The 26,290-nt window shown below is 70.1% G+C and carries 26 protein-coding genes, 1 tRNA gene and 1 pseudogene; 6 read left to right on the top strand and 22 right to left on the bottom strand.

Annotated features, from left to right (window positions below; translation table 11 throughout):
- The first annotated feature begins 62 nt into the window (after positions 1 to 62).
- On the top strand, positions 63 to 581 hold the full coding sequence (locus tag ACFE87_RS17080; protein WP_375460854.1) for a DUF2937 family protein: 519 nt from the start codon (positions 63 to 65) through the stop codon (positions 579 to 581).
- A gap of 12 nt (positions 582 to 593) precedes the next feature.
- The gene (locus ACFE87_RS17085; RefSeq protein ID WP_375460855.1) at positions 594 to 1,511 is read left to right on the top strand and encodes a transglutaminase N-terminal domain-containing protein; all 918 of its coding nucleotides are present in this window, start codon (positions 594 to 596) and stop codon (positions 1,509 to 1,511) included.
- A gap of 12 nt (positions 1,512 to 1,523) precedes the next feature.
- Here ACFE87_RS17085 and greA read toward each other — a convergent pair whose 3' ends face one another.
- The 3 genes from greA to putA form a co-directional block, all read right to left on the bottom strand.
- Positions 1,524 to 1,997, bottom strand: coding sequence for a transcription elongation factor GreA (gene greA / locus ACFE87_RS17090; RefSeq protein ID WP_375460856.1), 474 nt, complete (start codon positions 1,995 to 1,997; stop codon positions 1,524 to 1,526).
- Between the two features lie 253 nt (positions 1,998 to 2,250).
- Entirely contained in the window at positions 2,251 to 3,324 is a 1,074-nt protein-coding gene (locus ACFE87_RS17095) for a hypothetical protein (RefSeq protein ID WP_375460857.1), read from the bottom strand.
- 220 nt (positions 3,325 to 3,544) lie between these two features.
- A complete protein-coding gene (gene putA / locus ACFE87_RS17100; RefSeq protein ID WP_375460858.1) occupies positions 3,545 to 7,303 on the bottom strand; it encodes a bifunctional proline dehydrogenase/L-glutamate gamma-semialdehyde dehydrogenase PutA in 3,759 nt (1,252 codons plus the stop codon).
- 170 nt (positions 7,304 to 7,473) lie between these two features.
- Between putA and ACFE87_RS17105 the strand changes: the two genes are divergently transcribed.
- A complete protein-coding gene (locus ACFE87_RS17105; RefSeq protein WP_375460859.1) occupies positions 7,474 to 7,926 on the top strand; it encodes a hypothetical protein in 453 nt (150 codons plus the stop codon).
- Between the two features lie 41 nt (positions 7,927 to 7,967).
- Here the strand turns inward: ACFE87_RS17105 and ACFE87_RS17110 are convergent, their stop codons facing one another.
- The 5 genes from ACFE87_RS17110 to ACFE87_RS17130 form a co-directional block, all read right to left on the bottom strand.
- Complete coding sequence (locus ACFE87_RS17110; protein ID WP_375460860.1) at positions 7,968 to 8,960, bottom strand: D-2-hydroxyacid dehydrogenase family protein; 993 nt, start codon at positions 8,958 to 8,960, stop codon at positions 7,968 to 7,970.
- On the bottom strand, positions 8,960 to 9,952 hold the full coding sequence (locus ACFE87_RS17115) for a Bug family tripartite tricarboxylate transporter substrate binding protein (RefSeq protein ID WP_375460861.1): 993 nt from the start codon (positions 9,950 to 9,952) through the stop codon (positions 8,960 to 8,962). The genes ACFE87_RS17110 and ACFE87_RS17115 overlap by 1 nt, the downstream gene beginning before the upstream one ends.
- Positions 9,953 to 10,053: 101 nt before the next feature.
- Positions 10,054 to 10,872 (bottom strand): TetR/AcrR family transcriptional regulator, encoded by an 819-nt coding sequence (locus ACFE87_RS17120; RefSeq protein ID WP_375460862.1) that lies wholly within the window; start codon positions 10,870 to 10,872, stop codon positions 10,054 to 10,056.
- Between the two features lie 63 nt (positions 10,873 to 10,935).
- Positions 10,936 to 11,703 carry a pyrroline-5-carboxylate reductase gene (proC, locus tag ACFE87_RS17125; protein WP_375460879.1) on the bottom strand — a complete coding sequence of 256 codons (768 nt, stop codon included), beginning with the start codon at positions 11,701 to 11,703 and terminating at the stop codon, positions 10,936 to 10,938.
- A gap of 59 nt (positions 11,704 to 11,762) precedes the next feature.
- Positions 11,763 to 12,263, bottom strand: a complete 501-nt coding sequence (locus ACFE87_RS17130; RefSeq protein WP_375460863.1) for a YbjN domain-containing protein — start codon at positions 12,261 to 12,263, stop codon at positions 11,763 to 11,765.
- 238 nt (positions 12,264 to 12,501) lie between these two features.
- Between ACFE87_RS17130 and ACFE87_RS17135 the strand changes: the two genes are divergently transcribed.
- Positions 12,502 to 13,623 carry a DUF2336 domain-containing protein gene (locus ACFE87_RS17135; RefSeq protein ID WP_375460864.1) on the top strand — a complete coding sequence of 374 codons (1,122 nt, stop codon included), beginning with the start codon at positions 12,502 to 12,504 and terminating at the stop codon, positions 13,621 to 13,623.
- Here the strand turns inward: ACFE87_RS17135 and ACFE87_RS17140 are convergent.
- The 13 genes from ACFE87_RS17140 to ACFE87_RS17200 form a co-directional block, all read right to left on the bottom strand.
- On the bottom strand, positions 13,610 to 14,311 hold the full coding sequence (locus tag ACFE87_RS17140; protein WP_375460865.1) for a tRNA (guanine(46)-N(7))-methyltransferase TrmB: 702 nt from the start codon (positions 14,309 to 14,311) through the stop codon (positions 13,610 to 13,612). The genes ACFE87_RS17135 and ACFE87_RS17140 overlap by 14 nt on opposite strands.
- A 15-nt stretch (positions 14,312 to 14,326) precedes the next feature.
- Positions 14,327 to 15,517, bottom strand: coding sequence for a methionine adenosyltransferase (gene metK, locus ACFE87_RS17145; protein WP_375460866.1), 1,191 nt, complete (start codon positions 15,515 to 15,517; stop codon positions 14,327 to 14,329).
- Positions 15,518 to 15,623: 106 nt separating this feature from the next.
- Complete coding sequence (locus ACFE87_RS17150) at positions 15,624 to 15,977, bottom strand: helix-turn-helix domain-containing protein (RefSeq protein WP_375460867.1); 354 nt, start codon at positions 15,975 to 15,977, stop codon at positions 15,624 to 15,626.
- A 93-nt stretch (positions 15,978 to 16,070) separates the two neighbouring features.
- Positions 16,071 to 17,678, bottom strand: a complete 1,608-nt coding sequence (gene lnt / locus ACFE87_RS17155) for an apolipoprotein N-acyltransferase (protein WP_375460868.1) — start codon at positions 17,676 to 17,678, stop codon at positions 16,071 to 16,073.
- Positions 17,678 to 18,712: a hemolysin family protein gene (locus ACFE87_RS17160; RefSeq protein ID WP_375460869.1), complete on the bottom strand. Its 1,035-nt coding sequence runs from the start codon at positions 18,710 to 18,712 to the stop codon at positions 17,678 to 17,680. The genes lnt and ACFE87_RS17160 overlap by 1 nt, the downstream gene beginning before the upstream one ends.
- The gene (gene ybeY / locus ACFE87_RS17165; RefSeq protein ID WP_375460870.1) at positions 18,709 to 19,209 is read right to left on the bottom strand and encodes an rRNA maturation RNase YbeY; all 501 of its coding nucleotides are present in this window, start codon (positions 19,207 to 19,209) and stop codon (positions 18,709 to 18,711) included. The genes ACFE87_RS17160 and ybeY overlap by 4 nt, the downstream gene beginning before the upstream one ends.
- Positions 19,206 to 20,309 (bottom strand): PhoH family protein, encoded by a 1,104-nt coding sequence (locus tag ACFE87_RS17170; RefSeq protein WP_375460871.1) that lies wholly within the window; start codon positions 20,307 to 20,309, stop codon positions 19,206 to 19,208. The genes ybeY and ACFE87_RS17170 overlap by 4 nt, the downstream gene beginning before the upstream one ends.
- 11 nt (positions 20,310 to 20,320) lie before the next feature.
- Positions 20,321 to 21,700 (bottom strand): tRNA (N6-isopentenyl adenosine(37)-C2)-methylthiotransferase MiaB, encoded by a 1,380-nt coding sequence (gene miaB / locus ACFE87_RS17175; protein ID WP_375460872.1) that lies wholly within the window; start codon positions 21,698 to 21,700, stop codon positions 20,321 to 20,323.
- Complete coding sequence (locus tag ACFE87_RS17180; RefSeq protein WP_375460873.1) at positions 21,697 to 22,587, bottom strand: lysophospholipid acyltransferase family protein; 891 nt, start codon at positions 22,585 to 22,587, stop codon at positions 21,697 to 21,699. Before ACFE87_RS17180 ends, miaB begins: the two co-directional genes overlap by 4 nt.
- Complete coding sequence (locus tag ACFE87_RS17185) at positions 22,584 to 23,096, bottom strand: GNAT family N-acetyltransferase (RefSeq protein WP_375460874.1); 513 nt, start codon at positions 23,094 to 23,096, stop codon at positions 22,584 to 22,586. Before ACFE87_RS17185 ends, ACFE87_RS17180 begins: the two co-directional genes overlap by 4 nt.
- Positions 23,093 to 23,776 carry a tRNA (adenosine(37)-N6)-threonylcarbamoyltransferase complex dimerization subunit type 1 TsaB gene (gene tsaB, locus ACFE87_RS17190; protein WP_375460875.1) on the bottom strand — a complete coding sequence of 228 codons (684 nt, stop codon included), beginning with the start codon at positions 23,774 to 23,776 and terminating at the stop codon, positions 23,093 to 23,095. Before tsaB ends, ACFE87_RS17185 begins: the two co-directional genes overlap by 4 nt.
- Before the next feature lie 11 nt (positions 23,777 to 23,787).
- On the bottom strand, positions 23,788 to 24,348 hold the full coding sequence (locus ACFE87_RS17195) for a NifU family protein (RefSeq protein ID WP_375460876.1): 561 nt from the start codon (positions 24,346 to 24,348) through the stop codon (positions 23,788 to 23,790).
- A 102-nt stretch (positions 24,349 to 24,450) separates the two neighbouring features.
- Entirely contained in the window at positions 24,451 to 24,951 is a 501-nt protein-coding gene (locus ACFE87_RS17200) for a universal stress protein (protein WP_375460877.1), read from the bottom strand.
- Positions 24,952 to 25,141: 190 nt separating this feature from the next.
- On the opposite strand from ACFE87_RS17200, the gene ACFE87_RS17205 reads away from it, so the two are divergent.
- Together ACFE87_RS17205 and ACFE87_RS17210 are read left to right on the top strand one after the other, a co-directional pair.
- On the top strand, positions 25,142 to 25,534 hold the full coding sequence (locus ACFE87_RS17205) for a TIGR02300 family protein (RefSeq protein WP_375460878.1): 393 nt from the start codon (positions 25,142 to 25,144) through the stop codon (positions 25,532 to 25,534).
- 159 nt (positions 25,535 to 25,693) lie between these two features.
- A tRNA-Ala gene (locus ACFE87_RS17210) sits at positions 25,694 to 25,769 on the top strand.
- A 276-nt stretch (positions 25,770 to 26,045) separates the two neighbouring features.
- Here the strand turns inward: ACFE87_RS17210 and ACFE87_RS17215 are convergent.
- A pseudogene (locus ACFE87_RS17215) lies at positions 26,046 to 26,290 on the bottom strand (recombinase family protein); the annotation flags it as partial.

The following is a 26,290-nucleotide window of genomic DNA, read 5'->3' on the forward strand; positions in this document are numbered from 1 at the left end:
TTCGACAGGCCGGCCAGGATCGTGCGAAGGGCTGTACTCGCAGCAAGGCTCGAGGCTCCCCGATGATCGCCCGAATCCTCGCCGTCGCCATCGGGCTGTTCAGCGGCCTCGCGGCCTCGCAGATCCCGGAATTCGCGCAGCAATACCGACAGCGGCTCGGCGGCGCGATCGACGAATTGCGGCGCGTGATGGTCCGGTTCGACGACGGCGCTCAGGCCTCCGGCCTGAGGCGGGCCGACGCGATCCGGAAGCTCACGGCCGATCCCGACCCGCTGATCCGCAATCAGGGCGAGGCGCAGGACGAGATCGCGGCGAGGCTCGGCCGCCTCGGGGCCCAGCGCCGGGCCTTCGTGGAGGCCGGGCCGTTCAGCCGTCTCCTGATCTTCATCCGGGACGCCGATCCCGGCCTCGCCCGCGCCACGTATCTCGATTACGAGCCGGCCTGGCCGGCGACGACCGAGGGCGTCACGGCCGGCGGGGCGGGGTTCCTGGCCGGCTGGGGCCTGCTTCTCTTCCTGTCCCGCATCGGCCGCCGGCTGATCCCGGGGCGGCGGCGCGCCACTGGCCTGAGATCGGCCTGATCGGCCGCCGTCTTGCCCTACCTGACGGTCGTCCACCGCACGGTCTATCGCTACCGCAACCCGGTCAGCTTCGGTCCGCACCGGCTGATGGTGCGGCCACGCGACAGCCACGACCTGCGGCTCCGCTCGACGCGCCTGTCGATACAGCCCGAGCCGGCCGGAATTCGATGGGTCTACGACGTCTTCGGCAATTCGATCGCGATCGCCCGGTTCGACCGGGCGACCCGGTCCGACCGGCTCGTGTTCGAGAGCGAGCTCGACCTCGTCCATTACGTGGACGCGCTGCCGGAATACCCGATCGAGGATTACGCCCGCACCTATCCCTTCGCCTACGCCATGGAGGAGGCGCCCGATCTCGGCCGCTCCATCGAGCGGCACTACCCGGACCCGGAGCGTGAGGTCGACCGCTGGGCCAAGGGCTTCGTGCGCATCGACGCCCCGACCGAGACGGTGGACATGCTGGTCTGGATGACCCGCGCCATCAAGACGACCTTCCGGTACGAGGCGCGCGAGGAGGAGGGGACGCAGGCCCCCGTCGAGACGCTGCGGCTCGGCTCGGGCACCTGCCGGGATTTCGCGCTCCTGATGATGGAGGCCGTGCGGGCCCTCGGCCTCGCGGCCCGTTTCGTCACGGGCTACATCTACTCGCCGAATGCCGGCGGGGCCGGCCATGTCGGCGGCGGCGCCACCCACGCCTGGATGCAATGCTACGTGCCGGGCGCGGGCTGGATCTCCTTCGACCCGACCAACGGCATCGTCGGCAACCGCGACCTGATCCGGGTCGCGACGGTGCGGGATCCACGCCAGGCGATGCCGCTCGTCGGCACCTGGATGGGGAATGCCGAGGACTATCTCGGGATCGAGGTCGACGTCCGGGTCACCCCGGCCTTGACCGACGCCGCCCGGGAGGCGGCCGGCGGGGCCTCGTGATGGGCCCTCGGCTTACCGGAACGCGACCTCGACGATCTCGTAGCTCTTGCCGCCGCCCGGCGTGGTCACGGAGACCGTATCGCCGACGCCCTTGCCGATGAGGGCGCGGGCGACCGGCGAGGAGATCGAGACGCGGCCGGATTTCACGTCGGCCTCGGGATCGCCCACGATCTGGTAGGTCTTCTCTTCCTCGGTATCCTCGTCGACGAGCTTCACGGTCGCGCCGAATTTCACCGTGGTCCCGCCGAGCTTCGAGATATCGATGATCTCCGCCCGGGCGATCATCGATTCGAGCTCCTGGATCCGGCCTTCGTTCAGGGACTGGTTCTCTTTCGCGGCGTGATACTCGGCGTTTTCCGACAAGTCGCCATGCGAGCGCGCTTCCGAGATCGCCTCGATGATGCGCGGGCGCTCGACCTGCTGGCGTTGCTTCAGCTCGACCTCGAGGGCCGCATGACCCTTCGCCGTGATGGGCAGCTTGTCCATGGCGGTTCAACTCTTGGTGGGCCGAGAGGTCGGGCCTGACGGGCGGGCAGACGAGAGGCAATGGACAGGACAGCGCGTCGTCCGGAGCTTCCCCCCTCAGGCGACATGCTGCCGGAGCGCTCGCGACGCGAGGTCTTCGCCCCTCGGGGCCGGAGACGCTGCGTGGCCGCGACCGCAAGCCGGAGTGTGGTGCAACAGGCCCGTGTCCGCAAGAGCCTCGCGAGGCTCGCGGCCCCAGGCGCGGCCCCTCGAGTCAGCGCTCGCCGATATAGCCCTTGTTCGTGACCACGACCCACTGGCGGCCGCGGCGCTCGATCGCCTCGACCCGGCCGACGCCCGGCACCGTGTAGCCGACCGCGACGTCGAGATAGCGTCCGGCCCGGGTCTCCACGAGCGCGTAGCCGTTGTCGAAATCGCGCACGAAATAGCCCTCGACCTGGGTCTTCCGCGGATCCGGTTCCGGTTTCGCGGCAGCCTTCGGCTCGCCGATGCTGCCGGTCTGTGCGACGTCCGGGGCGGGCGCCTCCTTCAGGGACGTGACCGGCTTCGGGGGGGGCGTCGGAGCCGAGGCGGTGGCGCCGGAGGCGAGACCCTTCTCGATTCGGTCGAGCCGTTCCGTCAGGACCTGGAGACGGGCGGGATCGCGCTGCGTCTTCTCCAGCCGGTCGACGAGCTCGGCGAGGCGGCCGATCCGGGCATTGTGGTCCTGGCCGGCCTTCTCGACCTTGTCGGCGAGCTGCGCCTGCCGCGACAGGATCTCGCCGCGCGACCGCTCGCGCTCGCCCTTCAGGCCGTCGACGGAGGCCTTGAGGGCCTTCTGCTCGGACGCGAAGCGGGCCAGTTCCTGGTTGGCTTGGCGGATCTCGGTCGCGGTCGCGTCCATCCAGCGGGCGGAGCCGTCGCCGACCCGGGTCAGGCCGAGCCCGTAGCCGAGGCCGAGCGAGAGCACGATGGCGGCCGCGACAGCAGCCGGAATGGCGGCGGGTTTCGCGGCCTGAAGACTTCGGGCGAGGGCGTCCCGGTCGAATTTGCCCGCGAAGGGCTTGGCCCGAACGGCTTCCACCAGCCGCGAGGCGCGGGGCCGGGCAGCGGCGGGCGCCGGCCCGGAGGGGGCGGCCGTGTCGGACGCGGTCATGTCGCTCTTGGGCTGGGCTGCGGCGGCGTCCACCTTCACGGCGTCGCCGGCCTTCACCTCGGCCGGGGCCTCCGCGGCAGCAGGTGCCGGCCCGGAATCCAGGGTCGCGGCTTCGGGGGTGGACGGCGCTTCGGCCGACTCGCCGGAGCGCTTGAATCTCGACGTGAAACGCGACGCTATCATCGGCCTCATTCCCGCATCAGCTTCAATCTTCGATAACCATGCAGCTTTACGAAATGGTTACCGGCGCTCCGACGGGAATGTTCTCGAACGGTGCAGCTTTGCTGGCTCGTCGGGCGAAAGAGCTTCGAGCAGGGCCACGAAGTCTATCGAGGGTGCGCCGGACCGGCAGAGCCGCCAGGGCCGGCCGCACTCTGCTCCGCGTCGAGGACGGCGTGACGCGACGGCGGAGTCAAGCAGAGGCGCCGCGATCCTCGAGCGCGAGCAGCGCCGCGTTGCCGCCCGCCGCGGCCGTGTTGATGCTGACCGACCTTTCGAGCAGGAGCCGCCAGGCCGGGTAGCGAAACGGCTGCTCCGGCACGATGGCCGGGACGATGGCGCCGGAACGCTGGGCTAGCCGGCGCCGCAGCGCGAGGAGCAGCCGCGCCGGAAGGTCCGCCAGTACCGCCTGCACGTCTTCCGCGACCGGGTCGCCGGCGGTCTCGGCCGCGCCCTTGGGCAAGGCCGCGACGAGCCGCGTCCCCGGCTCACCCGCCGGAAGCACGGCGACGTTGCCGGTCGCCAGGACGGCGGCAACCTGGGCGGTGAGCGCGGCGGCATCCTCGGCCAGGCAGGCGACCCGGCCGCGGGGATGGAGCGAGAGCGTGTCCTCCTCGCCGGTGGGGCCGGGCAGCCTGATCGCCTGGCCGACGGGAGGGAGGCGGGCCAGAGCCTCGACCTCCAAGAGCAGCGGGCCACGGGCCTCGGACGGAAGACCGGGCTCGCCGTCGATCCAGCGGCAGATGGCGTCGAGGGCCGGGCCGGCTCCTCCTGCCTGCTCGGGCCAGGACGGGGCCGAAGCACGGACCAGCCGGTGCAGGTAGAACGGCCCGCCCGCCTTGGGGCCGGTCCCGGACAGGCCCTCGCCGCCGAACGGTTGCGAGCCCACCACCGCGCCGACGATGTTCCGGTTCACGTAGATGTTGCCGGCCCGCACCGTGCCGGTGACGAAGTCGATCGTCTCGTCGATGCGCGTATGCACGCCATGCGTCAGGCCATAGCCGGAGGCGTTGATGCGGCGGACCAGGTCGGGCAGCGCCTCGGCCCGGTAGCGCAGGACGTGGAGGATCGGCCCGAACACCTCGCGCGTCAGCGCCTCGATATCCGGGATCTCGATCAGGGTCGGTCCGACGAAGGTACCGGCACCCGTGTCGCGCCCGAGCTTCGCCGAGAGAACGCGGAACCCGCGCCCCCGCATCTCGGCCGCGTGCCCGTCGAGCCCGACCTTGGCATCGGCGTCGATCACCGGGCCGATATCGGTTGCGAGGTCGAGCGGCGAGCCGATGCGGAGCTCGCGGATGGCGCCTTCCAGCATGGCGAGGACGTGGTCGGCGATGTCCTCCTGGAGGCAGAGGAGGCGGAGCGCCGAGCAGCGCTGGCCGGCGGAATCGAAGGCGCTCTCGACGGCGTCCGCCACGACCTGTTCGGGCAGGGCGGATGAATCGACGATCATGGCATTCAGCCCGCCGGTCTCGGCGATCAGGACCGGGTCGTCGGTCCGGTCGGCCAGCGCGCGCTCGATCCCCTTCGCGACCGCGGTCGAGCCCGTGAAGACAATCCCCATCACCCGCGAATCGGAGACGAGGGCGGCCCCGACCGTCTCGCCGGGACCGGGCAGGAACTGAAGGGTGTCCGGCGGGATGCCGGCCTCGTGCGCGAGCCGCACGGCATGGGCCGCGATCAGCGGCGTCTGCTCGGCCGGTTTCGCCAGGACCGGGTTGCCGGCGACGAGCGCGGCCGCGACCTGCCCGGTGAAGATGGCGAGCGGGAAATTCCAGGGCGAGATACAGGCAACCGGCCCGAGCGGCGTCGCGCCCTCGAGCCCGCGCCGCGCCTCTGCCGCGTAATAGCGGCAGAAATCCACCGCCTCGCGAAGTTCGGCGACAGCGTTGCGAGCCGTCTTCCCGGCCTCCCGCATGGCAAGGCTGTAGAGCGCGAGCCGATCGCGCTCGAGCGCGTCGGCCCAGGCTTCAAGCAGCTCGGCACGGCGCCCGACCGGGGTAGCGGCCCAGTCCGGCGCGAAGGCGGCCGCCCGGCCGACGGCCCAGCCCGCCTCGGCCTCGTCCGCCTGGCGGATCGTGCCGACGACGTCGTCCTGGTCGGCCGGGTTGTGGATGAGCGTCTTGGGCGGCGAGCCCACTCCGTCATTCCGGGGTTCGCCGGAGGCGAGAACCCGGAACCCACGATCCTCCGCGCCGGCCGGACCGATCTGGTGGATGTCCGTGGGTTCCGGGTTCGGCGCTGTGCGCCGCCCCGGAATGACGGAGGGATGAAGCAGCGCCTCGCCCAGCTCCGCGAGGCTCGGCTCCGCGGCGAGGTCGAAGCCGCGCGAATTCCTGCGTCCGGGGAAGAGATCGGCCGGGCCGGGCAGGCCGGCATGGGGCCGGCCGCCGTCGCGGCGCACGGCCGCGACCGGGTCCTCGATCAGGCTCTCCAGCGGAATCGTCTCGTCGACGACCTGGCTGACGAAGGAGGAATTGGCGCCGTTCTCGAGCAGGCGGCGCACCAGATAGGCGAGCAGCGTCTCGTGCGGGCCGACCGGGGCATAGACCCGGACCGGCCGGCCCGTCCCGGAATGGCCGACGATCTCGTCGTAGATCGTCTCGCCCATGCCGTGCAGGCATTGGAATTCGTAGTCGCAGCCCTCGGCCAGCACCTGCAGGGCGCCGATCGTGAAGGCGTTGTGGGTCGCGAATTGCGGGAAGATCGCGTCCGGCGCGGCCAGCATCGCGCGGGCGCAGGCGAGGTAGGACACGTCCGTGTGGACCTTGCGGGTGAAGACCGGGAAGCCGTCGAAGCCGCCTTGCTGGGCGAGCTTGATCTCGCTGTCCCAATAGGCCCCCTTCACGAGCCGCACCATCAGCCGGTGGCCCGACCGCCGGCCGAGATCGGCCAGCCAGTCGATCACCGGGCGCGCGCGCCTGCCATAGGCCTGGACCACGAAGCCGATGCCGTCCCAGCCGGCGAGCGCGGGGTCGAGCGCGAGCGCCTCCAGGATGTCGAGGGAGAGGTCGAGCCGGTCCGCCTCCTCGGCGTCGATGTTCAGGCCGATGTCGTAGGTGCGGGCGAGGAGCGCGAGCGAGGTGACGCGGGGCAGGAGCTCGGCCATCACGCGGTCGCGCTGGCTCCGCGTGTAGCGCGGATGCAGGGCGGAGAGCTTGATCGAGATGCCCGGCCCCTCGTAGATGCCGCGACCGGCCGAGGCTTGGCCGATCGCGAGCACCGCCTCGGCATAGGCCCGCATGTAGCGTTCGGCATCGCGGGCCGTCAGCGCGGCCTCGCCCAGCATGTCGTAGGAGAAGCGGTAGCCGCGCTCCTCGCGCCCGCCCGCCTCTTCGAGCGCCTCGGCGATGGTCTCGCCGGTCACGAATTGCCGCCCCAGCATCCGGATGGCGAGATCGGTCGCGCCGCGGATCACGGGCGCACCGCCCCGCTGCAGAAGGCGGCGGAGCGAGCCGCCGAGCGCGCGTTCGCTATGCGTCGGCATGAGCTTGCCGGTGACGACCAGCCCCCAGGCTGCCGCATTGACGAAGAGCGAGGGCGAGCGGCCGAGATGGGCCGACCAGTCGCCGCCGCCGATCTTGTCCCGAATGAGCCGGTCGCGCGTGGCGTCGTCCGGTATCCGGAGCAGCGCCTCGGCGAGACACATGAGCGCGATCCCCTCCTCCGAGGAGAGCGAGAATTCATGCATCAGCGCGTCGACACCGCCGGCGCCGCGCCGCGCGGACCGGACGGCCTCGGCCAGCCGGCGCGCCCGGGTGCTGGCCCGCGCCAGATCCGCCGTGGCGAGTTCCGCCTCGTCCGCGAGGGCCAGGATCCAGGCGCTCTCGTCGCAGCGATGCCGGGCCTGAATGGCTCGGCGAAGCGGCGTCAGCGACGAGGGCGACGGCTCGAATCCGCGCGGAGACGAAGCGGCCATTGGAGGGATGCCGAGATCGAGAGCTGCCGACATTCGCCTTACCTCACCATCCGGCGGTCCGAACGCAAGGTCTGCACCGGACGTCGATGAACGTCGGCATCCTGCGGCCGGGCCGCGCCGATCGCCCTGGGACGCCTGCCATCGCAGCTTGCCCTCGGCCCCCCCTTCCCGCAACGCTCGGCCATGCGATTCGGGAGAGCGTGATGCGGGCTCATTGGACATTGCTTCTGTGGTGCGGCCTTGCCTGCGCTGCGCCTGCGCCGGCCGTGCTGGCACAATCGTCCGGGACCCCGGTGCCCGGGGCTGCAGGACCCAATCCCGGTGCAGCGGCGACCGACGCCATCAACAACCCGACACGGCCGCCGGCCGGTGTCACGCCGCCTCCGGGCGCCACGACGCCGGGGCAGGTCCAGTACAGCCCGCCTCCTGTCGTCGATCCGGCCGCCGCGCAGCCGCAGGGCGCCCTGACATCCGCCGAGATCCGCGAATTGCTCGATGCGGCCCAGGCGACCGCGAAGGCGACGCGCGAATCCGTCGACTACACTCGCGTGATGCCGGACATCCTCACGCAGATCCTGGCGAAGCTCGACAAGCTCGAAAACAAGCTCGACAAGATCGAAGACGTTCTGAGGGCGCCACCTCCCCGCCGCCGATGAGGCGGAACAACTCTCCGCCGGGATGAGCGGGTGACGGTGCGTCAGCCCGCCTTGGTGGCCAAAACCTCCGGATTGACGACCCGGATCGGCTGGTCATCGAGCCAGGCTGCGATGTTCTCCACGCTCTCGCGGTAGAATTGCTCGAAGACGTGGCGGGCACCGTATCCGAGATGCGGCGTCAGGACGACATTCGGAGCCGTCCGGAGCGGGTGGTCCGCGGGAAGCGGCTCGCGGTCGTAGACGTCGAGCCCGGCCCGGATCCGGCCCGACTCCAAGGCCGCGAGAAGCGCCGCCTCGTCGACGAGCGGGCCGCGCGACGTGTTCACCAGGATCGCGCCGTCCCGCATCGCGCCGAGTTCCGCCGCGCCGACGATGCCGCGCGTGCGGTCGGACAGGACGAGGTGGACCGACAGGATGTCCGACGTGCCGAACAGCTCCGCCTTGTCGACGCGCCGCGCCCCGCCCTTCGCTGCCGCCTCGTCGGTGAGGTTCTGGCTCCAGGCCACGACCTCCATGCCGAAGGCGCGTCCATAGCCGGCGACCCGGGCGCCGAGCTTGCCGAGGCCGAGGATGCCGAGGCGCTTGCCGTCGAGCACGGTTCCGACCGGCACGCCCTCGTGCCAGCCCCCGGACCGCATGGTGCGGTCGGCGAGCGGGATGTCTCGGGCGCAGGCGAGGATCAGCCCGAAGGCGAGTTCCGCGGTCGCGGCACTCGTGTTGATGCCGGTGTTGCAGACGAGGACGCCCTGCGCCGTCAGCGCCGCGATGTCGAAGGTCGGTGCGCGGGTCCCCGTCATGGCGAGGAGCCGAAGCTTCGGCAGGCGCCGCACGAGGGAGGCCGGGAAGGCCGTGCGCTCGCGCATCGGCACGATGGCGTCGAACTCGGCGAGACGCTGCGCCGCATCGTCCTCGTCGGCGAAGGATTCGTCGAACACGACGATGTCGGCCCGCCCGGCGAGCGCGTCCCAATCGGCGCTGGCACCGGCAAGGCGCTGCGTATCGTCGATCACCGCGACACGGGGAAGAGCTGCCATCAGCTGTCGGCCTTGATGTTGTTCTCGCGCACGACCGCGCCCCAGACCTTCATCTCGGTCTCCAGAAAACGCTGCAGCTCCTCGGGCCCGGACGCCCGGATCTCGATCTGTTGGGTATCCTTCAGGACCCGCAGCGCGCGCTCGTCGGCGAGGCTGGCCTTGAGGTCCTGGCCGAAGCGATCGATCATCGACTTCGGCGTCTTCGCGGGCGCGAACACGCCCCACCAGGCATAGGATTCGAGCCCGGGGAGGCCGCCCTCACCGGCGGTCGGCACATCCTTCAGGCTGGGTGAGGCGATCCGGGAGCCGCCGAATTGGACGAGCGGGACGAGGCTCTTCGATTCGAGCTGAGGATTGATGAGGGCGGCGCTGCCGATGATGAGGTCCACATGCCCGGCGAGCGCGTCGTTCATGGCCGGACCACCACCCCGATAGGGAACGTGGGTCAGCTTGGTCCCGGTCTCCTTGCGGAACCGCACCATGGTGAGGTGGCCGAGGCTGCCGGTGCCGATCGTCGCGTAGGTGATCGTGTCGGGCTTTGCCTTGGCGGCCGCGATCACGTCGGCGACCGACCGAAAGGGTTTAGACGGGTGGGTCGCCAGCACGTTCGGCGCCGTGCCGATCAGCATCACGGGCTCGAGGTCGCGGGCCGTGTCGAAGGAGAGCTGCTGCATGGCGGGATTGACCGCGTGGGTATCGAACACGAACACCCAATTCGAACCGTCGGGGGCCGCCTTCGCCACTCGGCCGGTCGCCGCGGCGCCGGACGAGCCCGGCTGGTTCTCGACCAGGACCGTGGTGCCGAGCCGCTGCTGCATGCCGGCCTGCACCAGCCGGGCGACAGCGTCCACCGATCCGCCGGCCGGGAATGGGACGATGATCCGGATGACGCCGGCGCCGGCGGGCCAGCTACCCTGTGCCCCCGCAATGCGCCCGGCGAACGGTACCACGAGCGCGCCCGCCACAACGCCCCTGCGCGTAATCTGCCCCATTCTGCTTCCTCCCACTCTTATTGACCGGGACGGTAGCAGTTGCGGGACCACATGCCAGCGCCGGTCATTGCGAGCGCAGCGAAGCAACCCAGACGTCGGCCTCAGATCGCGGCGGCCGGATCCTTGGTCTCGCCATCGTCGAACCCATCGGTATCACGGTCGCGACCCCGGCGGCGCATGCGGTTGCGGCCGTCGAGGACAGCTTGGCCAAGGGCCCGGAGCGGCGCGGTCAACCGGCGGAAATCCTCCGCCCGTTCCAGCACCCGCTCGCCGCGGCCGAGCTCGCGGTCGAGCCGAGCCATGGTCTTGGCCTGGGTCGGATCGTCGTCGTCGAACCAGGTCTCCATGACATTCGCCTGCGCGATGACGAGGCCTTGCAGCTTCACGTAGCCGAGCGGACCCTCGCTCGGCACGCCGGCGGCGGCCAGCATGTAGCGGGCCGAGTTCAGGGCCGAGCGGTTCAGTGCCGCGAGCGAGCCGAGATCGCCCCGCATGGCGTAGCCGATGCGCCGCAGCGCCCGCCGGTAGGGGGTCATCGCGTCGAGGCGACGGATCACGACGTCGAAGACGCGCTCGCGCGCCGGCTCCCCGACGAGATCGGCGGAGGTGCCCTCGATGACCTTCTTGTCGATCATGCGGGTGAAGCCGTCGAGGATCGCGCCCTTGGAGGGAAACAGGTCGCGCATCTCGGAAAGCGTGAGACCGGCAGCGTCGGCCACGTCCGTGATCTCGATGTCGCTCCAGGGCCGGTCGGCTGCGAGATGCATCAGGGCATCGACGGCCCGGCTGCGCTTGTCCGGCGGCGGCGCCGACGCGGTTTCGGGACGGGGCGGAGGCGAAGAGGTATCCGCTCCGGCCGGAAAGCCCGCTACCGCGCTGCCGAGCCGGACAGGATCAGTCATGCCAGATTCGGAATTCATGGGAGGCTCCTCCGTGCCGCAACCCCTCATGTAGGACGGGCAGCAGCCGATGCCAAAGCGCCGTCAGCCCGAGAGTTCGGCGGCGCGGCGCTTCGCCGCCGCGACGGCCTCCCGCATCAGCGGCCGCAGGCCATCCTCGGCCATCAGGACGTCCAGCGCCGCTGCGGTGGTTCCGCCCTGCGAGGTGACGTTCTGGCGAAGCTGCGCGGGTTCGAGCGGGCTCTCGCCGAGGAGCGCCGCGGCTCCCACCACCGTCGCCCGGGCGAGACGCGCGGCGAGGGCCGGCTCGAGGCCGGCCGCGGCGCCGGCCTCGGCCATCGCCTCGGCGAGGTGAAAGATATAGGCCGGGCCGGAGCCGGAGAGGGCCGTCACGGCGTCGATCAGGTCCTCGCTCCCGACCCATTCCACCATGCCGTTGGCGGAGAGGAGCGCATCCGCCTCCCGGCGCTGCCGCTCGGAGGTGGCCTCGTTGGCATAGGCGCCGGTCGCGCCGCGGCCGATCGAGGCCGGCAGGTTGGGCATGGCTCGGACGATGGCCCGGGCGTCGGGAAGCGCGCGCCGGAGGTCGGCCATGGTCTTCCCGGCCAGGATCGAGACGACGAGGGTGTCCGGACCGGCGACGGAAGCGATCCCGGGCGCGACGGCATCGAGCGATTGCGGCTTCGTCGCGAGGACCAGGATCGCGGGCGGCGCGATCGTGAGGTCGCCTGCCTCCGGCGCGACCCTCAGGCCGCGGGCGGCAAGGTCCGCCGACGCGTTCGGGTCGAGGATCGTGACCGCGGCCGGGTCGAGCCCGCGGGCGAGCCACCCCTCCAGCATGGCGCCGCCCATCTTGCCGGCGCCGACAAGGACGACCGAGGCGGGAAAATCTCCGGCCCGGCTGCCCGATGTCACGCCTCTCCCTCGGTCACGAAGAGAACGCCCTCGATCGCCTCTCGGGCGGTCTTGCCGGCCCAGAGCACGAACTGGAAGGCCTGGAAGTAGCGCTCGCAGGCGTCGACCGCCGCTTTCAGCATGATCTCGCACTGGCCCTGCGTCGGCTCGGCGCCACCCGCGAGGAGCAGCGCGTGCCGGAACATGATGACATTCTCGGACGACCAATAGTCGAAATGCCCGACCCAGAGCTGCTCGTTGGCGAGCGAGATCAGCTGCAGCACCTCCGGCCTGCGCCGGTCCGGCACCTTCAGGTCGAAGGCGCAGGCGACATGCAGCGCCTCGACATTGTCGATCCAGCTGAAGGCGACCTGATATTCGGCCCAGCGCCCGGACACCGCGACCGACATCTCGTCATGCTCGGCCCGGTCGAAGCTCCACTCCCTGATGGCGGCGCATCTCTCCACCGTGTCGAGGGGGTGTTCGGATCGCGGCGTGTCGAAGATCATCTCGGGCATCGAGTCCAGACGGAGTTGGGGTGACGTCGCACGCAACGGCGGCCGAGGCGCTGCGGGCAAGAACATCCCGCATGCCGGATCCGGGAACCGGATCGGCGAATCAGCCTCCCGACGACTATATCCCCCACGAGTCCAGCGGTTCAAAGCGGGCCGATACAATTCCACAGCGGCCTGTGGACGAGTGCTCCGCTTCGGTGCGGTTCACCCTCTGGTGAGGAGTGTCGACTAGGCTTGAACGATGCTGTCCATCTCCAGCCTGATCAGCGATGTCGAGGGAAATCTCGGGCGGAGTTCGGGCGAGGATCGCGCCCGTACGCTGCGCCGGATCACCGACCTCTTCGTCAACGGCTCGTCCGCGTTCGGGCCGGAGCAGGTCGACCTCTTCGACACGGTGATCCAGCGTTTCGCGACCGCGATCGAGACCCGGGCCCGGGTGGAACTGGCCGAACGGCTGGCGAGTCTTTCCAACGCGCCGCCCCGCCTGATCCTGCAACTCGCGAGCGACGAGATCGTGGTCGCCCGACCGGTCCTCGCCGGCTCGCCCCGGCTGGACGACCAGACCCTGCTGACCATCGCGCTGGGGAAGGGCCGCGACCACATGCTGGCGATCTGCGAGCGACCCCGCGTGTCGCCGGTCGTCACCGACGTGCTCGTGACAGAAGGCGACGGCGTCGTGCGCCATGCGATCGTCAGCAACCCCGGCGCCTGTTTCTCGCCGACAGGGACCGCGACCCTGATCGGGCATGCTAAGCAAGACGAGGCTCTTGGAGCGCTCCTGGGCGAGCGGCCCGACCTGTCGCCGCTCGAGCGCAAGCAGGTCATGGACCTCGCCAAGGACTTCGCGCGCCACCGCCTGCTGGAGGCGCTTCCCGGCGCCGAGCGGGAGATCGAGGCCGCCGTGGAACGCGGTGCCTCCTCGTTCGGCTCGGAGCCCGGGCGCGCGCCCCGCAACTACGCGGCGGCGGCCAGGGGCGTCGACGCTTTGCTGCGCGGCCGGCCGATCACCGAAGAGGACATCGCCGGGCTGGCGGAAGAGGGCCGGATCGACGAGACGATCTCCGCGGTGGCATCGCTCGCGGGTCTCTCGATCGGCTGCGTCGAACGCATCATCGAGGAGCCCGACAACGATCTCCTCCTCGTCATCGGCAAGGCCCGAGGCTGGAGCTGGCGAACGGTCCGGACGCTGCTCCGCCTGCGCGACCCGAACCTGTCGGAACGCCACCATTTCCGGCGCGCCGAGGAGACCTTCGACACGCTCGCCTCGGCGACCGCGTCCCGGGTGGTGCACTTCCTGAAAGTGCGAGAAACGTCGGGCCATGGCGCCCGGCACGCCCGCTCGGAGCGGATCAGATACGGATGAAGGTCAGGTAGGAGGCCGGGCGTCCCTCGCGCCGGGCCTTGGCCTCGTAGCGCGTCCCCGGCCAGCCGGGCCAGGGCCGACGCCAATCGTCCGGCCCCTTCGGCTGCCAACGAAAATCCGGCGAGCGCAGGATGCGGGCCAGCGTCCAGCCGGCATAATCGTCGATGTCGGTCGCGAAGCGGAACTCGGCCCCGGGCACGAGGATGCGGGCGAGAGCGGCGAGGTTCTGGTCGGAGACGAAACGGCGCTTGCGCTGCCGCCGCTTCGGCCAGGGATCCGGAAACAGGAGATAGGCTTGGTCGATCGATGCGGCAGGCAGGCGGCCGAGGAGGTCGGCCGCGTCCTCGTCCCAAACTCGGATGTTGCGGAGTCCCTCGGCCTCGACCACGGCGAGCAGCTTCGCCATGCCGTTGACGAAAGGCTCGCAGCCGATGAAGCCGATGTCGGGATGAGCCCGGGCTCCGGCGAGAAGGTGCTCGCCGCCCCCGAAGCCGATCTCCAGATGAATGGCCCGAACCGGCTTGCCGAACTGTTCGTCGAGCCGCGACCCGAGGGCATGTCCGTCACCGTCGAGGCCAATGCGCAGCGCCGGCAGGACGTCGCCGAGAAGCCGCTCATGGCCGGGCCGAAGGGTCTTGCCCTTCCGGCGTCCGAAGAAGGAGCCGGACCGCTCCGGCTCCTCGCCCATGCCGACCGGGGCCGCTCAGCTCAGCGCGGAGCGGAGCTGGTCGGCGAGGTCGGTCCGCTCCCAGGAGAAGCCGCCCTCTGAATCGGGCTCGCGCCCGAAATGGCCATAGGCCGAGGTGCGCGCGTAGATCGCCTTGTTCAGGTCGAGATGGCTGCGGATGCCGCGCGGAGACAGGTCCATGACCTCCATCAGCGCCGCTTCGAGCTTCGCAGCGTCGACCTGGCCCCCTTGGAGATCGGCATAGACCGAGAGCGGCTTCGCAACGCCGATCGCGTAGGAGAGCTGGATGGTGCAGCGCTCCGCGAGGCCGGCCGCGACGACGTTCTTGGCCAGGTAGCGGGCCGCATAGGCGGCCGAGCGGTCGACCTTGGTCGGGTCCTTGCCCGAGAAGGCGCCGCCACCGTGCGGGGCCGCCCCGCCATAGGTATCGACGATGATCTTGCGGCCGGTAAGGCCGCAATCGCCGTCCGGGCCGCCGATCACGAACTTGCCGGTCGGGTTCACGTGCCAGATTGTTTCGGACGAGATCCAGCCCTCCGGCAACGCCTTGCGGATATAGGGCTCGACGATCTCGCGGACGTCCTCGGAGGAGAGATCCGGATCGAGATGCTGGGTCGAGAGCACGATCTGGGTCGCCGCGACCGGCTTGCCGTTCTCGTAGCGCACCGTGACCTGGCTCTTCGCGTCGGGGCCGAGCTTCGGCGCCGCGCCGGACTTCCGGGCATCGGTCAACAGCTTCAATATTTTGTGTGAGTAGTAGATCGGCGCCGGCATCAGTTCCGGCGTCTCGCGACAGGCATAGCCGAACATGATGCCCTGGTCGCCCGCGCCCTCGTCCTTATTGCCGGACGCATCCACGCCCTGCGCGATGTCGGCCGATTGCGGATGCAGCAGGACTTCGATCTTGGCCGTCTTCCAGTGGAAGCCGTCCTGCTCGTAGCCGATATCCTTGATCGCCTTGCGCGTGATCTCGTCGATGGCGGATTCGTCGACGCTCTTCGGACCACGATACTCGCCGGCGATGACGACCCGGTTCGTCGTGGCCAGCGTTTCGCAGGCGGCCCGGATGCCCCAGGGATCCAGCCCTTCCGTGGCGCCGGCGCGATAGAAGGCATCGACGACCTCGTCGGAAATCCGGTCGCAGACCTTGTCCGGATGACCTTCGGAAACGGATTCACTGGTGAACAGGTAATTTGGTCGCGCCACGCTCGACTCCGCGTCGTATGCCGGAAAGGGGTCGTCCGCCCTGTCCGGGCGGCGAACGCGCGCATGTGCCATCCGGCTGCCGCCCGGTCAAGCGAACGAGTGTTCTTTATTCCGAACGGGGGTCGTCCTTGGCGCCCGACAGCGCGACAGCGAGGTCCAGGAGTTTGCGGCGGACCTTCGGCTCCCGGATGGCCTGGAAGGCGCGGATGAGCTTGAGCCCCTCGGCAGTCATCACCTCGGCCTGATATCCGGCCGCGGCACCGTCGGCGAAACCCGGCGCGGCACTCTCGTGGCCCGGAGATCCATCATAGAAGTAGTCGATACCGACGCCCAGAATGCCCGACAATTGCTGAAGCCGGCTAGCGCTGATCCGGTTCGTTCCCTTCTCGTATTTCTGGACCTGCTGAAAGGTTAGCCCGAGCGCCGCGCCCAGCTTTTCCTGGCTCATCCCGATCAGCATCCGACGCATGCGGACACGTCCACCGACATGCCGGTCGACCTCGTTCGCCGCTTTCTTCATGATCCCGAAACTCCAACCGGCGCCGCTGCGGGTTCACCGCCGCAGCCTGCCTCGGGCTCCGATAGCGACTGCGGCACAAAACGTACACAACACAATCGCGATGAGCTTACCAAATTGCGCTTGTAATGTGGGCGCGATCGCGGCGGGCAGCGCGGAATCGAGGATTCCCTCCTGGCCAAGGGGAAGGGACGACCAGATGCGGCCATAGGGGTCGACGACCGCGGAGATCCCGGTATTCGCGGCCCGGACCAGCGGCAGCCCCGTCTCGACGCTCCGGAGCCGGGCCTGGGCGAAATGCTGGTAGGGACCCGCGGTCTGCCCGAACCAGCCGTCATTCGTGACGTTCAGGATGAGGCCCGGCCTGGGACCATCCGGCACGACCTCGTCTGGGAAGATCGCCTCGTAGCAGACCGTGGCAGCCGCGGGCGGCAGCCCCGCCACCCGCAGAGCCGCCCGGCGCTCGCCCGGCGTGAACCCGCCCGGCATCTTCACGAATTCACGGATGCCGATGCTGCGCAAAGCCGCATCGAGCATGTGCGGAACATATTCCCCGAACGGCACGAGATGGACCTTGTCGTAGGTGGCGACCACGGCTCCGTCCGACCCGATCGCCTGAATGGAATTGTAGAAGCGGCCGCCGACCTCCCCCGGGAGACCCTCCCCCTGCCGGGCGGCGCCGGTGACCAGGATCCCACCACGCGGCAGCATTGCGGCGATCTGGGCGAGCGCGTTCGGTTCGCGATGGAGCAAGAACGGGAAGGCGGATTCGGGCCAGATCAGGTGGGTGATGTCGCCGAGCCCGGTCCTGTCGGGCGAGGTGGCCCGGTCGCTCAGCGCCAAGTAATCGCGCAGGATCTTGGAGCCGTTGGCCGGCCGGAATTTGGCATCCTGGGGCAGGTTCGGCTGCATGACACGGAGCTTGACGCCGGCGACCGCCGGAACCTCGCCCGTGGCGAGGCGCTGGGCCCCTAGCAGGGCCATGACGGCGAGGAGCGCGGTCGCGAGGACAGGCGCCGCGGCGCGGCCGGCCCGCGTGTCTTCGGTCCCGAGGGTGGCGGGCGTCGCGAGCGCCAGGACGGCGACCAGGGTCAGACCCCAAAGGCCGAGTACCGAGGCCGATTGCATCAGCCACTCGTTCTGGCCAAGGGCGAGGCCGAGCGTGTTCCAGGGAAAGCCGGTAAAGAGATGCCCGCGCAGCCACTCGGAGACGGTCAGTCCGACAGCGAGCGCGAAGAGCCGCCCCGGCCCACGCGACCAGAGAAGCCGGGCGAGCGCGAAGCCGAACGCAGGAAACAAGGCGAGGACCGCCGGGAGGCCGAGGACCCCTGCCGGCAGCAGCCAGGCGAAGACGTCGGCCTCGACCAGGAAGGCCGCACCGATCCACCAGAGCCCGGCCACGAAATAGCCGAACCCCCAGAACCAGCCGACGATCGCGGCGCGCCGGAGGGTCGCGGCCCTGCCGGCCGAGTTGCCGGCGGCCGACCCGTCGAGGAGCCAGACGGCAGCCGTCAGGGAGATCGCCAAGGCGGGCCAGATGCCGAGAGGCGGCATCGACAGGGCGCCGACGGCGCCGGCCAGGGTGGCGACGAGCGCGCGGCGCCATCCTGCGAGCAGGATGATGCGGTCGGCGATGGCCCGCATCAGCTGCGCAGGTCCCGGTCTCCGGCAGGGCCGTTGTCCGGACGCGTGGCCGGGCCGGGCTCGCCTGCGGTCGTCGCAGCGGGTTCGGTCGCGGCCGAGCGGCGGTGGATGCGCACCCGCTTCAGGCGGCGCGGATCGGCGTCCAGCACCTCGAATTCGAGCCCGTCCGGGCCGGCGATGAGTTCGCCCCGGGCCGGGACGCGGCCGATCCGGGCGACGATGAAGCCGCCCAGCGTATCCACGCCCTCGTGTTCGGCCGCGACGCCGAGTTCGCCCCCGAGCGCCTCGGAGACCTCGTCGAGCCCGGCCCGGGCATCGGCCAGCAAGGTGCCGGCCTCCTCGACGACGATCATATGCTCGACCTCGTCGTGCTCGTCCTCGATATCGCCGACCACCGTCTCGACAAGGTCCTCGATCGAGACAAGGCCATCGGTCCCGCCATATTCGTCGATGACGAGCGCCATATGCGTGTGCTGCACCTGCATGCGGCCGAGAAGGTCGATCGCCGGCATCGAGCGCGGCACGAAGAGGACCGGGCGCAGCATGTCGGCGCTGGCGAGCGTCACGGAGAGGTCCACGGAGAGCTCGGCCGGGGGCGGCTCGGGGCCGACCGTCTCGGGCGGAGGCTGCGCGACGCCGGCCTTGGCGAGATGGTCGACGAAGTCCCTGATGTGGACCATGCCGAGCGGCTCGTCGAGCGTCTCGCCATAGGCAGGAAGGCGGGAATGGCCGGCCGTGCGGAAGATCTGCAGCACCTCGCCCAGCGTCATGTCGGACGAGACCGCGATGATGTCGGCCCGCGGCACCATCACGTCGCTCACCCGGATACGATGGAAGCCGAGCACGTTCTTCAGCATGAGCCGCTCGCGCGGCGAGAGGTCGGCGGCCTCGGTCGCGTCCGACAGGACCTCCTGGAGGTCGTCCCGCATGGATTCGCGGGGCCGGTGGCCGAAGCGTCCGATCAGGCGCTCGAGCCATCCCTCGCGGGGGACTTCGATCTCGTTCGGGCGCTGCTCGCCGCGATCGTCGCTCATGGTGCCGCGCGCCGATCTTCGACGGCCGCACCGGAGCGATACGGGTCCGGAATGCCGAGCCGGGCCAGCGCCGCGATCTCGATCCCCTCCATGATCTCGGCCTCGCGGTCATTGCCGTGATCGTGGCCGAGGAGATGGAGAAGGCCGTGCACGACGAGATGCGAGGCGTGGTCGGCGACCGACTTCCCGTCCGCCTCCGCCTCGCGGGCCACGGTCTCGTAGGCGAGGGCGATGTCGCCGAGGTGACGCGGCGAACCGGGCAGCGGCGGCGCCGGGAAGGACAGGACGTTGGTCGGCTTGTCCTGGTCGCGCCAGGCCCGGTTCAGCTCGCGGACGGCCGCGTCGTCGGCGAGGAGGAGCGTCGCCGCGAGATCGTCCCCGGAGCGTCCGTCCGGCAGCGCCGCCAGCGCCGCCGTCGCGGCACGGCTGCACAGCGCCTCGACGTCGCTCAGCACGTTCCAGCTCTCGGCCTCGATCTCGACCTCGAGCGCGATCACGGCCGCGGGGGTCCCGGATCCGTCCGGCTCGCGCTCTCGTAGGCGGTGACGATGCGGCGCACGAGGTCGTGCCGGACGACGTCGACGTCGCGGAACTTGACGCGTCCTACGCCCTCGACCCCCTCGAGGATGCGGACCGCCTCGATCAGGCCGGAGCGCTGCCCCGCCGGAAGGTCGATCTGGCTCGGGTCGCCATTGATGATCATGCGAGAGCCTTCGCCGAGGCGGGTCAGGAACATCTTCATCTGCATCGAAGTGGTGTTCTGGGCCTCGTCGAGAAGAACCACGGCATTGGTGAGCGTCCGGCCGCGCATGAAGGCGAGGGGCGCGACCTCGATCATGCCGGTCTGGAGCCCGCGCTCGACATGACGGGCCTCCATGAAATCGTAGAGCGCGTCGTAGATCGGCCGGAGATAAGGATCGACCTTGTCGCGCATGTCGCCCGGCAGGAAGCCGAGCCGCTCGCCCGCCTCGACCGCGGGCCGAGACAGGATGAGGCGCTCGGCCTGCCCGGCCTCCAGCAGCGACACGGCATAGCCGACCGCCAGCCAGGTCTTGCCGGTCCCGGCCGGTCCGTCGGCGAAGACGAGTTCGTTCTCGCGCAGGGCCCGGAGATAGGCGTCCTGGGCGGCGTTGCGGGCCCGGACCGGCCCGCGCTTGCGAGTCGCGATCTGCTCGAAGCGGCTCCGATCCGTGCTGGGCGGCGCTTCGGCTTGCGGGAACAGGCTGCCCTGGAGCGCGCTCTCCTGGATGACTCCGTCCACGTCGCCGAGCGTGAGCGCGCCCTCCTTGCGGACCCGCTCGTAGAGGTTTTCCAGGATCCGGCGCGCCCGGGCCGCGAGGTCCGGCGGCCCTTTCACGACGACGCGGTTGCCGAGCGCGTTGAGGAGCACGCCGAGCCGCCGCTCGATGTGGGCGAGATTCTGGTCGTAATGGCCGAAGACGAGCCCGGCCGCGGAATTGTCGTCGAAGGTGAGCGTGATCTCCGCGACCTCGCCGATACCGGCCGGCGCAAGGCCCGCCGGCACATCGAGCGCGGACGGGACGATCGTCTCGAATCCGCGCGCATCGCGCACAGGCAGGTTTCCGCCGGGACGCATGGTGGTTCGCCTCACGCGGCCGCCGTGAGGCCGGCCAGGACGGCCTCGCCTCGTCCCGCGACCGCCGGAATCGCGAACAGGCTGTTCGGGCCCGTCGCGGTGACGAGAACCGGCACCACATCGCCGATCTCGGCCTCCAGCCCCTGGACCTGGATGGCCTGGAGCTGGGGCGACTTCCCGGCCAGCTGGCCCGGATGACGGCCGGGCTTCTCGATCATCATCTCGACCTGCCGGCCCACGGTCTCGCGGTCGAGACGCTTCCGGTCGGCGTCGAGCACGGCCTGGAGGCGGGCGAGGCGCTCGGCTTTCACGACCTCGGGCACCTGGCCGGCACGCTCCTCTGCCGGCGTGCCGGGCCGGGGCGAGTATTTGAACGCATAGGCCGAGGCGAAGCCGATCTCGGCCGCGAGCCGGAGCGTCGCCTCGAACTCGTCCTCGGTCTCGCCCGGGAAGCCGACGATGAAGTCGGAGGATAGCGCGATGTCGGGCCGGACCGCCCGGATCCGGTCGACGATGCGGCGGTAATGGTCCGCCGTGTGGCGGCGGTTCATCGCGGCCAGAACCCGGTCGGACCCGGCCTGGACGGGCAGGTGCAGGAACGGCATCAGCACCGGCAGCTCGCGATGGGCCGCGATGAGGTCGTCGCTCATGTCGTTCGGGTGGCTCGTCGTGTAGCGGAGCCGCGCGAGGCCGGGGAAGCCGGCCAGGCGCTCCAAGAGCCGGGCGAGCGTCGCGGGCCGGCCCGCCTCGTCCAGCCCGTGATAGGCATTCACGTTCTGGCCGATCAACGTGATCTCGCGGATGCCGGCGTCCAGCAGACGCTTCGCCTCGTCGAGGATCGCCGCGACCGGGCGTGAGATTTCCGCCCCTCGGGTATAGGGGACGACGCAGAAGGTGCAGAATTTGTCGCAGCCTTCCTGAACCGTCAGGAAGGCGGAGACGCCGCGCCGGCGCGCGGCGGAGACGGGCGGCAGCGCGCCGAACTTGCCCTCGGCCGGGAAATCGGTGTCGACCGCCGACCCGGTGCGCCGGGCTTCGGCCAGGAGAGCGGGCAGGCGATGATAGCTCTGCGGGCCCACGACGGCATCCACCGCCGGCTGGCGCCGGATGATCTCGCGGCCCTCGGCCTGGGCGATGCAACCCGCGACCACGATCTCGGCCGAGCGGCCCTCGGCGCGACGCTCGGCCTTGAGGACGCGCAGGCGCCCCAGCTCGGAATAGACCTTGTCGGAGGCCTTCTCCCGGATGTGGCAGGTGTTCAGGATGACGAGATCCGCCTCCTCCACGCTCGCCGCCTCCCCGTAGCCCTCGCCGGCCATGACGTCGGCCATGCGGGCCGCGTCGTAGACGTTCATCTGGCAGCCATAGGATTTCACGAAGACGGTTTTCACGCGCGGCGTTGCCTGGTCCCGATGGTCTCGATCCGCTTCATCTCTACGCCAGCCCCGGCCTCAAGAGAATAGCTGCCGACCGCACGCATGGGAACGAGCGGCGAGCCGGTGCGGACCTGCCGGAGGGCGGACCGGACGGCGTTCTCCGCCTCGGCGCTCGCCCGCTTCCGGTCGGTCGCGGCGTCGAAGAGGATCGGGTCGCCCCAGACCACCACCACGTCGAGCGGGCCATGGCGGACGAAGGCGGAGAGGTGGGGCGCGAGCTCCATGTCGCCATACCAGGCGATGTCCGGCATCTCGCGCCGCGTGACCGGCAGCCCGTTCCGGGCCGTATAGACGATGGCGAGCGGCTGGAGCCGGATCGTGTCGAGGCTCGGCTCGGAGAGGGCGGCTCGGGCAGCGCCGACGAGCGAGGACCGGAACGGAAGCAGGCGAAGGCCGTCGCCGGTCGTTCCTTCCGGAAACAGGACGATATGGTCCCCGGCGGCAAGGCGGCGCGCGACGACCGCGTTGACCTCGGCGGTCGCGGCCTTGCGACCCCGGTCGAGGAAGACGCAGCGCTGCAGCCGGGCGAGCGCTCCGACGAGGGGCCAGCCGGCGATCTCCTGCTTGGCAATGAAGGAGAGCGGGACGAGGCTCGAAATCACCGAGATGTCGAGCCAGGAGACGTGGTTGGCCAGCACGAGCGAAGGCGTCGCGGCGGAAGGCGGGGCGCCAAGAACCGTGACCCGAACGCTGAACAGCCGCAGGAAGAGCCGGTGAAACGCGATCGGGAGCCGCCCGGCCAGGCGCCAGTTCCAGCGGGTGCCGGCATATTGCAGGGGAACGACCGCCAGGAAGACGAGGCCCAGGACGACGAGGCGCCAAGCGATCCCGGGCAGCCTCACGGAGACGGCCCGAGTGCCGGCCCCGACACGATCTTGGTCATCGACATGGCCGAGGCTCGCGTCCCGTCCGGCCGCGCGTAATAGCCCGGCCTGACCCCGCTCTGGCGGAAGCCGAGCCGGCGATAGAGGGCGAGTGCGGGCAGGTTGCCCTCCTCGACCTCGAGATGGACCCGGGCGATTCCGGCATGGGCAAGCGCCTGGAGATGATAGGCGAGGAGCGTGCGGGAATGGCCATGGCCCCGGAATGGGCGGGCGAGGGCGACGCTCAGGATCTCGGCCTCGTCCAGCACGAGCCGGGACACCGCGAAACCGGCCGGCAGGCGGGCCCGCCCGACGAACAGGCCGTCGATCCGGATGGCTCGGTCGGCCAGGAAGGTCTCGAACTCGTCCGCCCCCCAAGGCCTCGCGAAAGCGCCCGCGTGAATTTCGGCCAGGCGCTCGGCATGGTCCGAAACCGGCCCGATTCGGAGGGCGCCGCGCGCCGCGCCGAAGCGCTTGAACCAGTTCACTGAAGCGGAAGCCGCGCCCCGTCCTGCGGGCGGGCGTCGGGCGAGACGAGGTAGAGCGGACGCGGCAGAGCCTCGTCAGGATCCGCCACCGCCCCGAGCCTCGCGACCCAGGCAAGATCCGGCACGGGTAGCGCCGGATGGACCCGGGCATCGACCCCGACGGCGACCGCGTCGGTCACGATCGCGGCCGCGCCCGATCCGACCACGATCACGGGGCCGGAGCCGAGCGAGCGCACGACCTCCCGGATCGTTAGGACGGAGGGCGGGATGATCAGTCGGCCCGAGGCGGCGATGGCTTGGGCATAGACGCGGCCGCCGCGGGCATCGATGGCGGCGACGACGAGCCGACGGGGCGCGTCCTCGAGGATGGGCGCCATCAGGGCCGAAAGCGTGGTCACGCCGACGACGGGGCAGGGCACCGCGAGACCGATGGCCCGCGCAGCCGCGATCCCGACCCGCAATCCCGTGAAACTGCCGGGTCCGATGGTCACGGCCACGAGGTCGAGGGAGGAGAAGGATCCCTCGACCCGCGAAACGACCCGATCGATAAGAGGCAGAAGCGCTTCCGCGTGGCCGCGCTCCATGGCGAGCGATTCGGCGCTCAGCGGTTCAGGATCGTCCGTCTCGAGAATGCAGGCCCCGCACTGACCGAGCGCCGTATCGATCGCCAGAACCCGCATCGTCCGTCCGCTCAGACTGCTTCGACTTCCCGCACGTCGGGGACGAAATGCCGGAGCAGGTTCTGGATGCCGTATTTCAGGGTCGCCGTCGAGGACGGGCAGCCTGAGCACGAGCCCTTCATGTTGAGATAGACGACGCCGTCCCGAAAACCCCGGAAAGTGATGTCGCCGCCGTCGCCGGCGACGGCCGGGCGGACGCGCGTCTCGAGCAGGTCCTTGATCGTCGTCACCGTCTCGCTGTCGGCCGGATCGAAGAATTCCTCGGCGTCGGTGGTCGGCTGCGCGCCGCCCTCGACCAGCACGGGCGCGCCGGACAGGAAATGCTCCATGATCTCGCCCAGGATCGCGGGCTTCAGCTGCTGCCACTCGCCGTCGCGCTTGGTTACGGTGACGAAGTCGTAGCCGAGGAACACGCCCGTCACCTCGGGCAGTGCGATGAGGCGGGAAGCGAGAGGCGAGCCCGCTGCGGCTTCCGCATTCGACGCGTCGAAAGTCCCGGTCGGCAGCACGACGCGGCCGGGGAGAAATTTCAGGGTCGCCGGATTCGGCGTCGCTTCGGTCTGGATGAACATGATGGACCCTCTGGTCGCGGGCTGTGCAGCGGCGTTGCCCGCCCATAGCACGGCTCACGCTTGATGTGTGCGCCCGTGCACCCGAATCCAAGCGCCCGGTGGTCAGCCGGCGAGGGCGTCGATCTCCTCGTCGGCGAGATTCCCCGGCACGATCACGATCGGGATCGGAAAGGTGGAGGAGCCTTTGCCGGCGATGTTCGCGACCAGGGGGCCGGGGCCGGAGCTGTCGGTCGCGGCCGCAAGGACCAGAAACGAAATGTCCTGATCCTCCTCGATGAGGGCGAGGATCGCCTCGGGCCGATCGCCCTCCCGCACGGCGCGTTCGGGGTCGACGCCGGCCGCGGCCTTGGCCGTCGCCGTCGCCTGGTCGAGCAGCGTCTCGACCTCCTCCTCGGCCTCGGCCCGGATCGCGTCGCCGACGCCGAGCCACTCGAAGCCCTCGGGCGGCGTGACGACGCCGAGCACGATCATGCTGGCCCCGGTCCGGGCGGAGCGCCGGGCCGCGAAATGGATGGCGCGTCCGCTCTCGGTCGTGCCATCCGCCACGACGAGGAATTTCGGCCGGTGTCCCGATTCGAAGGACCGCCGTTTCGCTCTGCTCATCGTCCCGCTCCGCCGCGCCGGCGAGCATGGCGAAGCACTCGGAGCGGGGCAAGCCGGCGACCGCGATCGCGCGAAAACGGGGCTCCGGTGCGGCCCGGGGGTTGCACCGGAGCCCCGCATCGCCGATTTGACATGAACCAGGGGGCCGCCTAACGGGCCGCCTCTCTCATCCCGATTCCAAGGTTTCCCCGTGGCCAGACCAGAGCTCGGCACAAAACGCGTTTGCCCGACGACGGGGCGCAAATTCTACGACCTCAACCAGGATCCGATCGTATCGCCCTATACGGGCGAAGCGCTCTCCCGGGCGAGTTTCGAACCGCAGCCTCCGGCGCGGGGTGCGTCCCGTGCGTCCAGGGCTCCGGTCGAGGACGACGAGGCGGTGGCTCCTGCCGGACCGGAGACCGTCTCCCTCGAAGAAGTCGGCGCTGCTGAGGAGGAAACCGCCGGCGTCGTGGAGGACGAGACCGTCCTCGGCGAAGAGGGCGCGGCGGACGACACCTTCTTGGAAGAGGAGGAAGAGGGCGAGGGCGGCGACGTCGTCGGTCTCGTCGACAGCGACATCGAGGACGACGAGGAAAGCTGACGATCCGGCCCGGTTCGGATTCACCGGCCTCGCCGGTCATCGCATGTGGCGTCGGGAGCTTCTTCGCTTCGAGTAAGGCTTGAACCCGCAAGCCAGCCTCTCTATAGAGGCCCCTCGCCGCTGCGGCGGCCGGTGCGGACCCAACGCCGCACAGAGGTCGGGGCCATAGCTCAGTTGGGAGAGCGCGTGAATGGCATTCACGAGGTCAGCGGTTCGATCCCGCTTGGCTCCACCACACAGTCTACCTAAACTCGCTAGCTTGTGGCGGTCCGGAGTTTCTCCGCAGTATCCGTAACTTAGCTCGGGCTCGTAGCTCTCCTACCGGTCTCTGCCCGTCTCAGACGACCAATCCGGCCCGATAAGCGGCCGTGTCTCTGATGCTCGCATCCTCGTTTCCGCGGATGTGAAGGCGATGCGCTCGGATCGACAAGCACCTCTGGCCAGCGAAGCTCAGATATGGGCGTAAGAGCGCGTTCCCGGACTCGGTCCAGCGCGCGAACCGGACGCGATGCTACAGCCCGAGTTCTCGATGCTGTTCGGCCCAGGAAGCTGGAAGCTCAGCCAAGCGGGCGATGCCGATGCCGCGTGGCAGCCGGCCGTCGAGGATGGCACGGACGATGGCCGGCGAGAGATTCGCGAGCGAAACCGTCATCCGGACCGACCGCTCGGTGAGGTCCTCGCGGGCGGCGAGCGCATCCGTGCCAGCGATGCGGGAGGCGAGGAGATCTGCGTTCCAGGATCGTCCCGTCGCGATTG

The sequence above is a fragment of the uncultured Enterovirga sp. genome (assembly GCF_964242715.1).
GTDB lineage: Bacteria > Pseudomonadota > Alphaproteobacteria > Rhizobiales > Beijerinckiaceae > Enterovirga.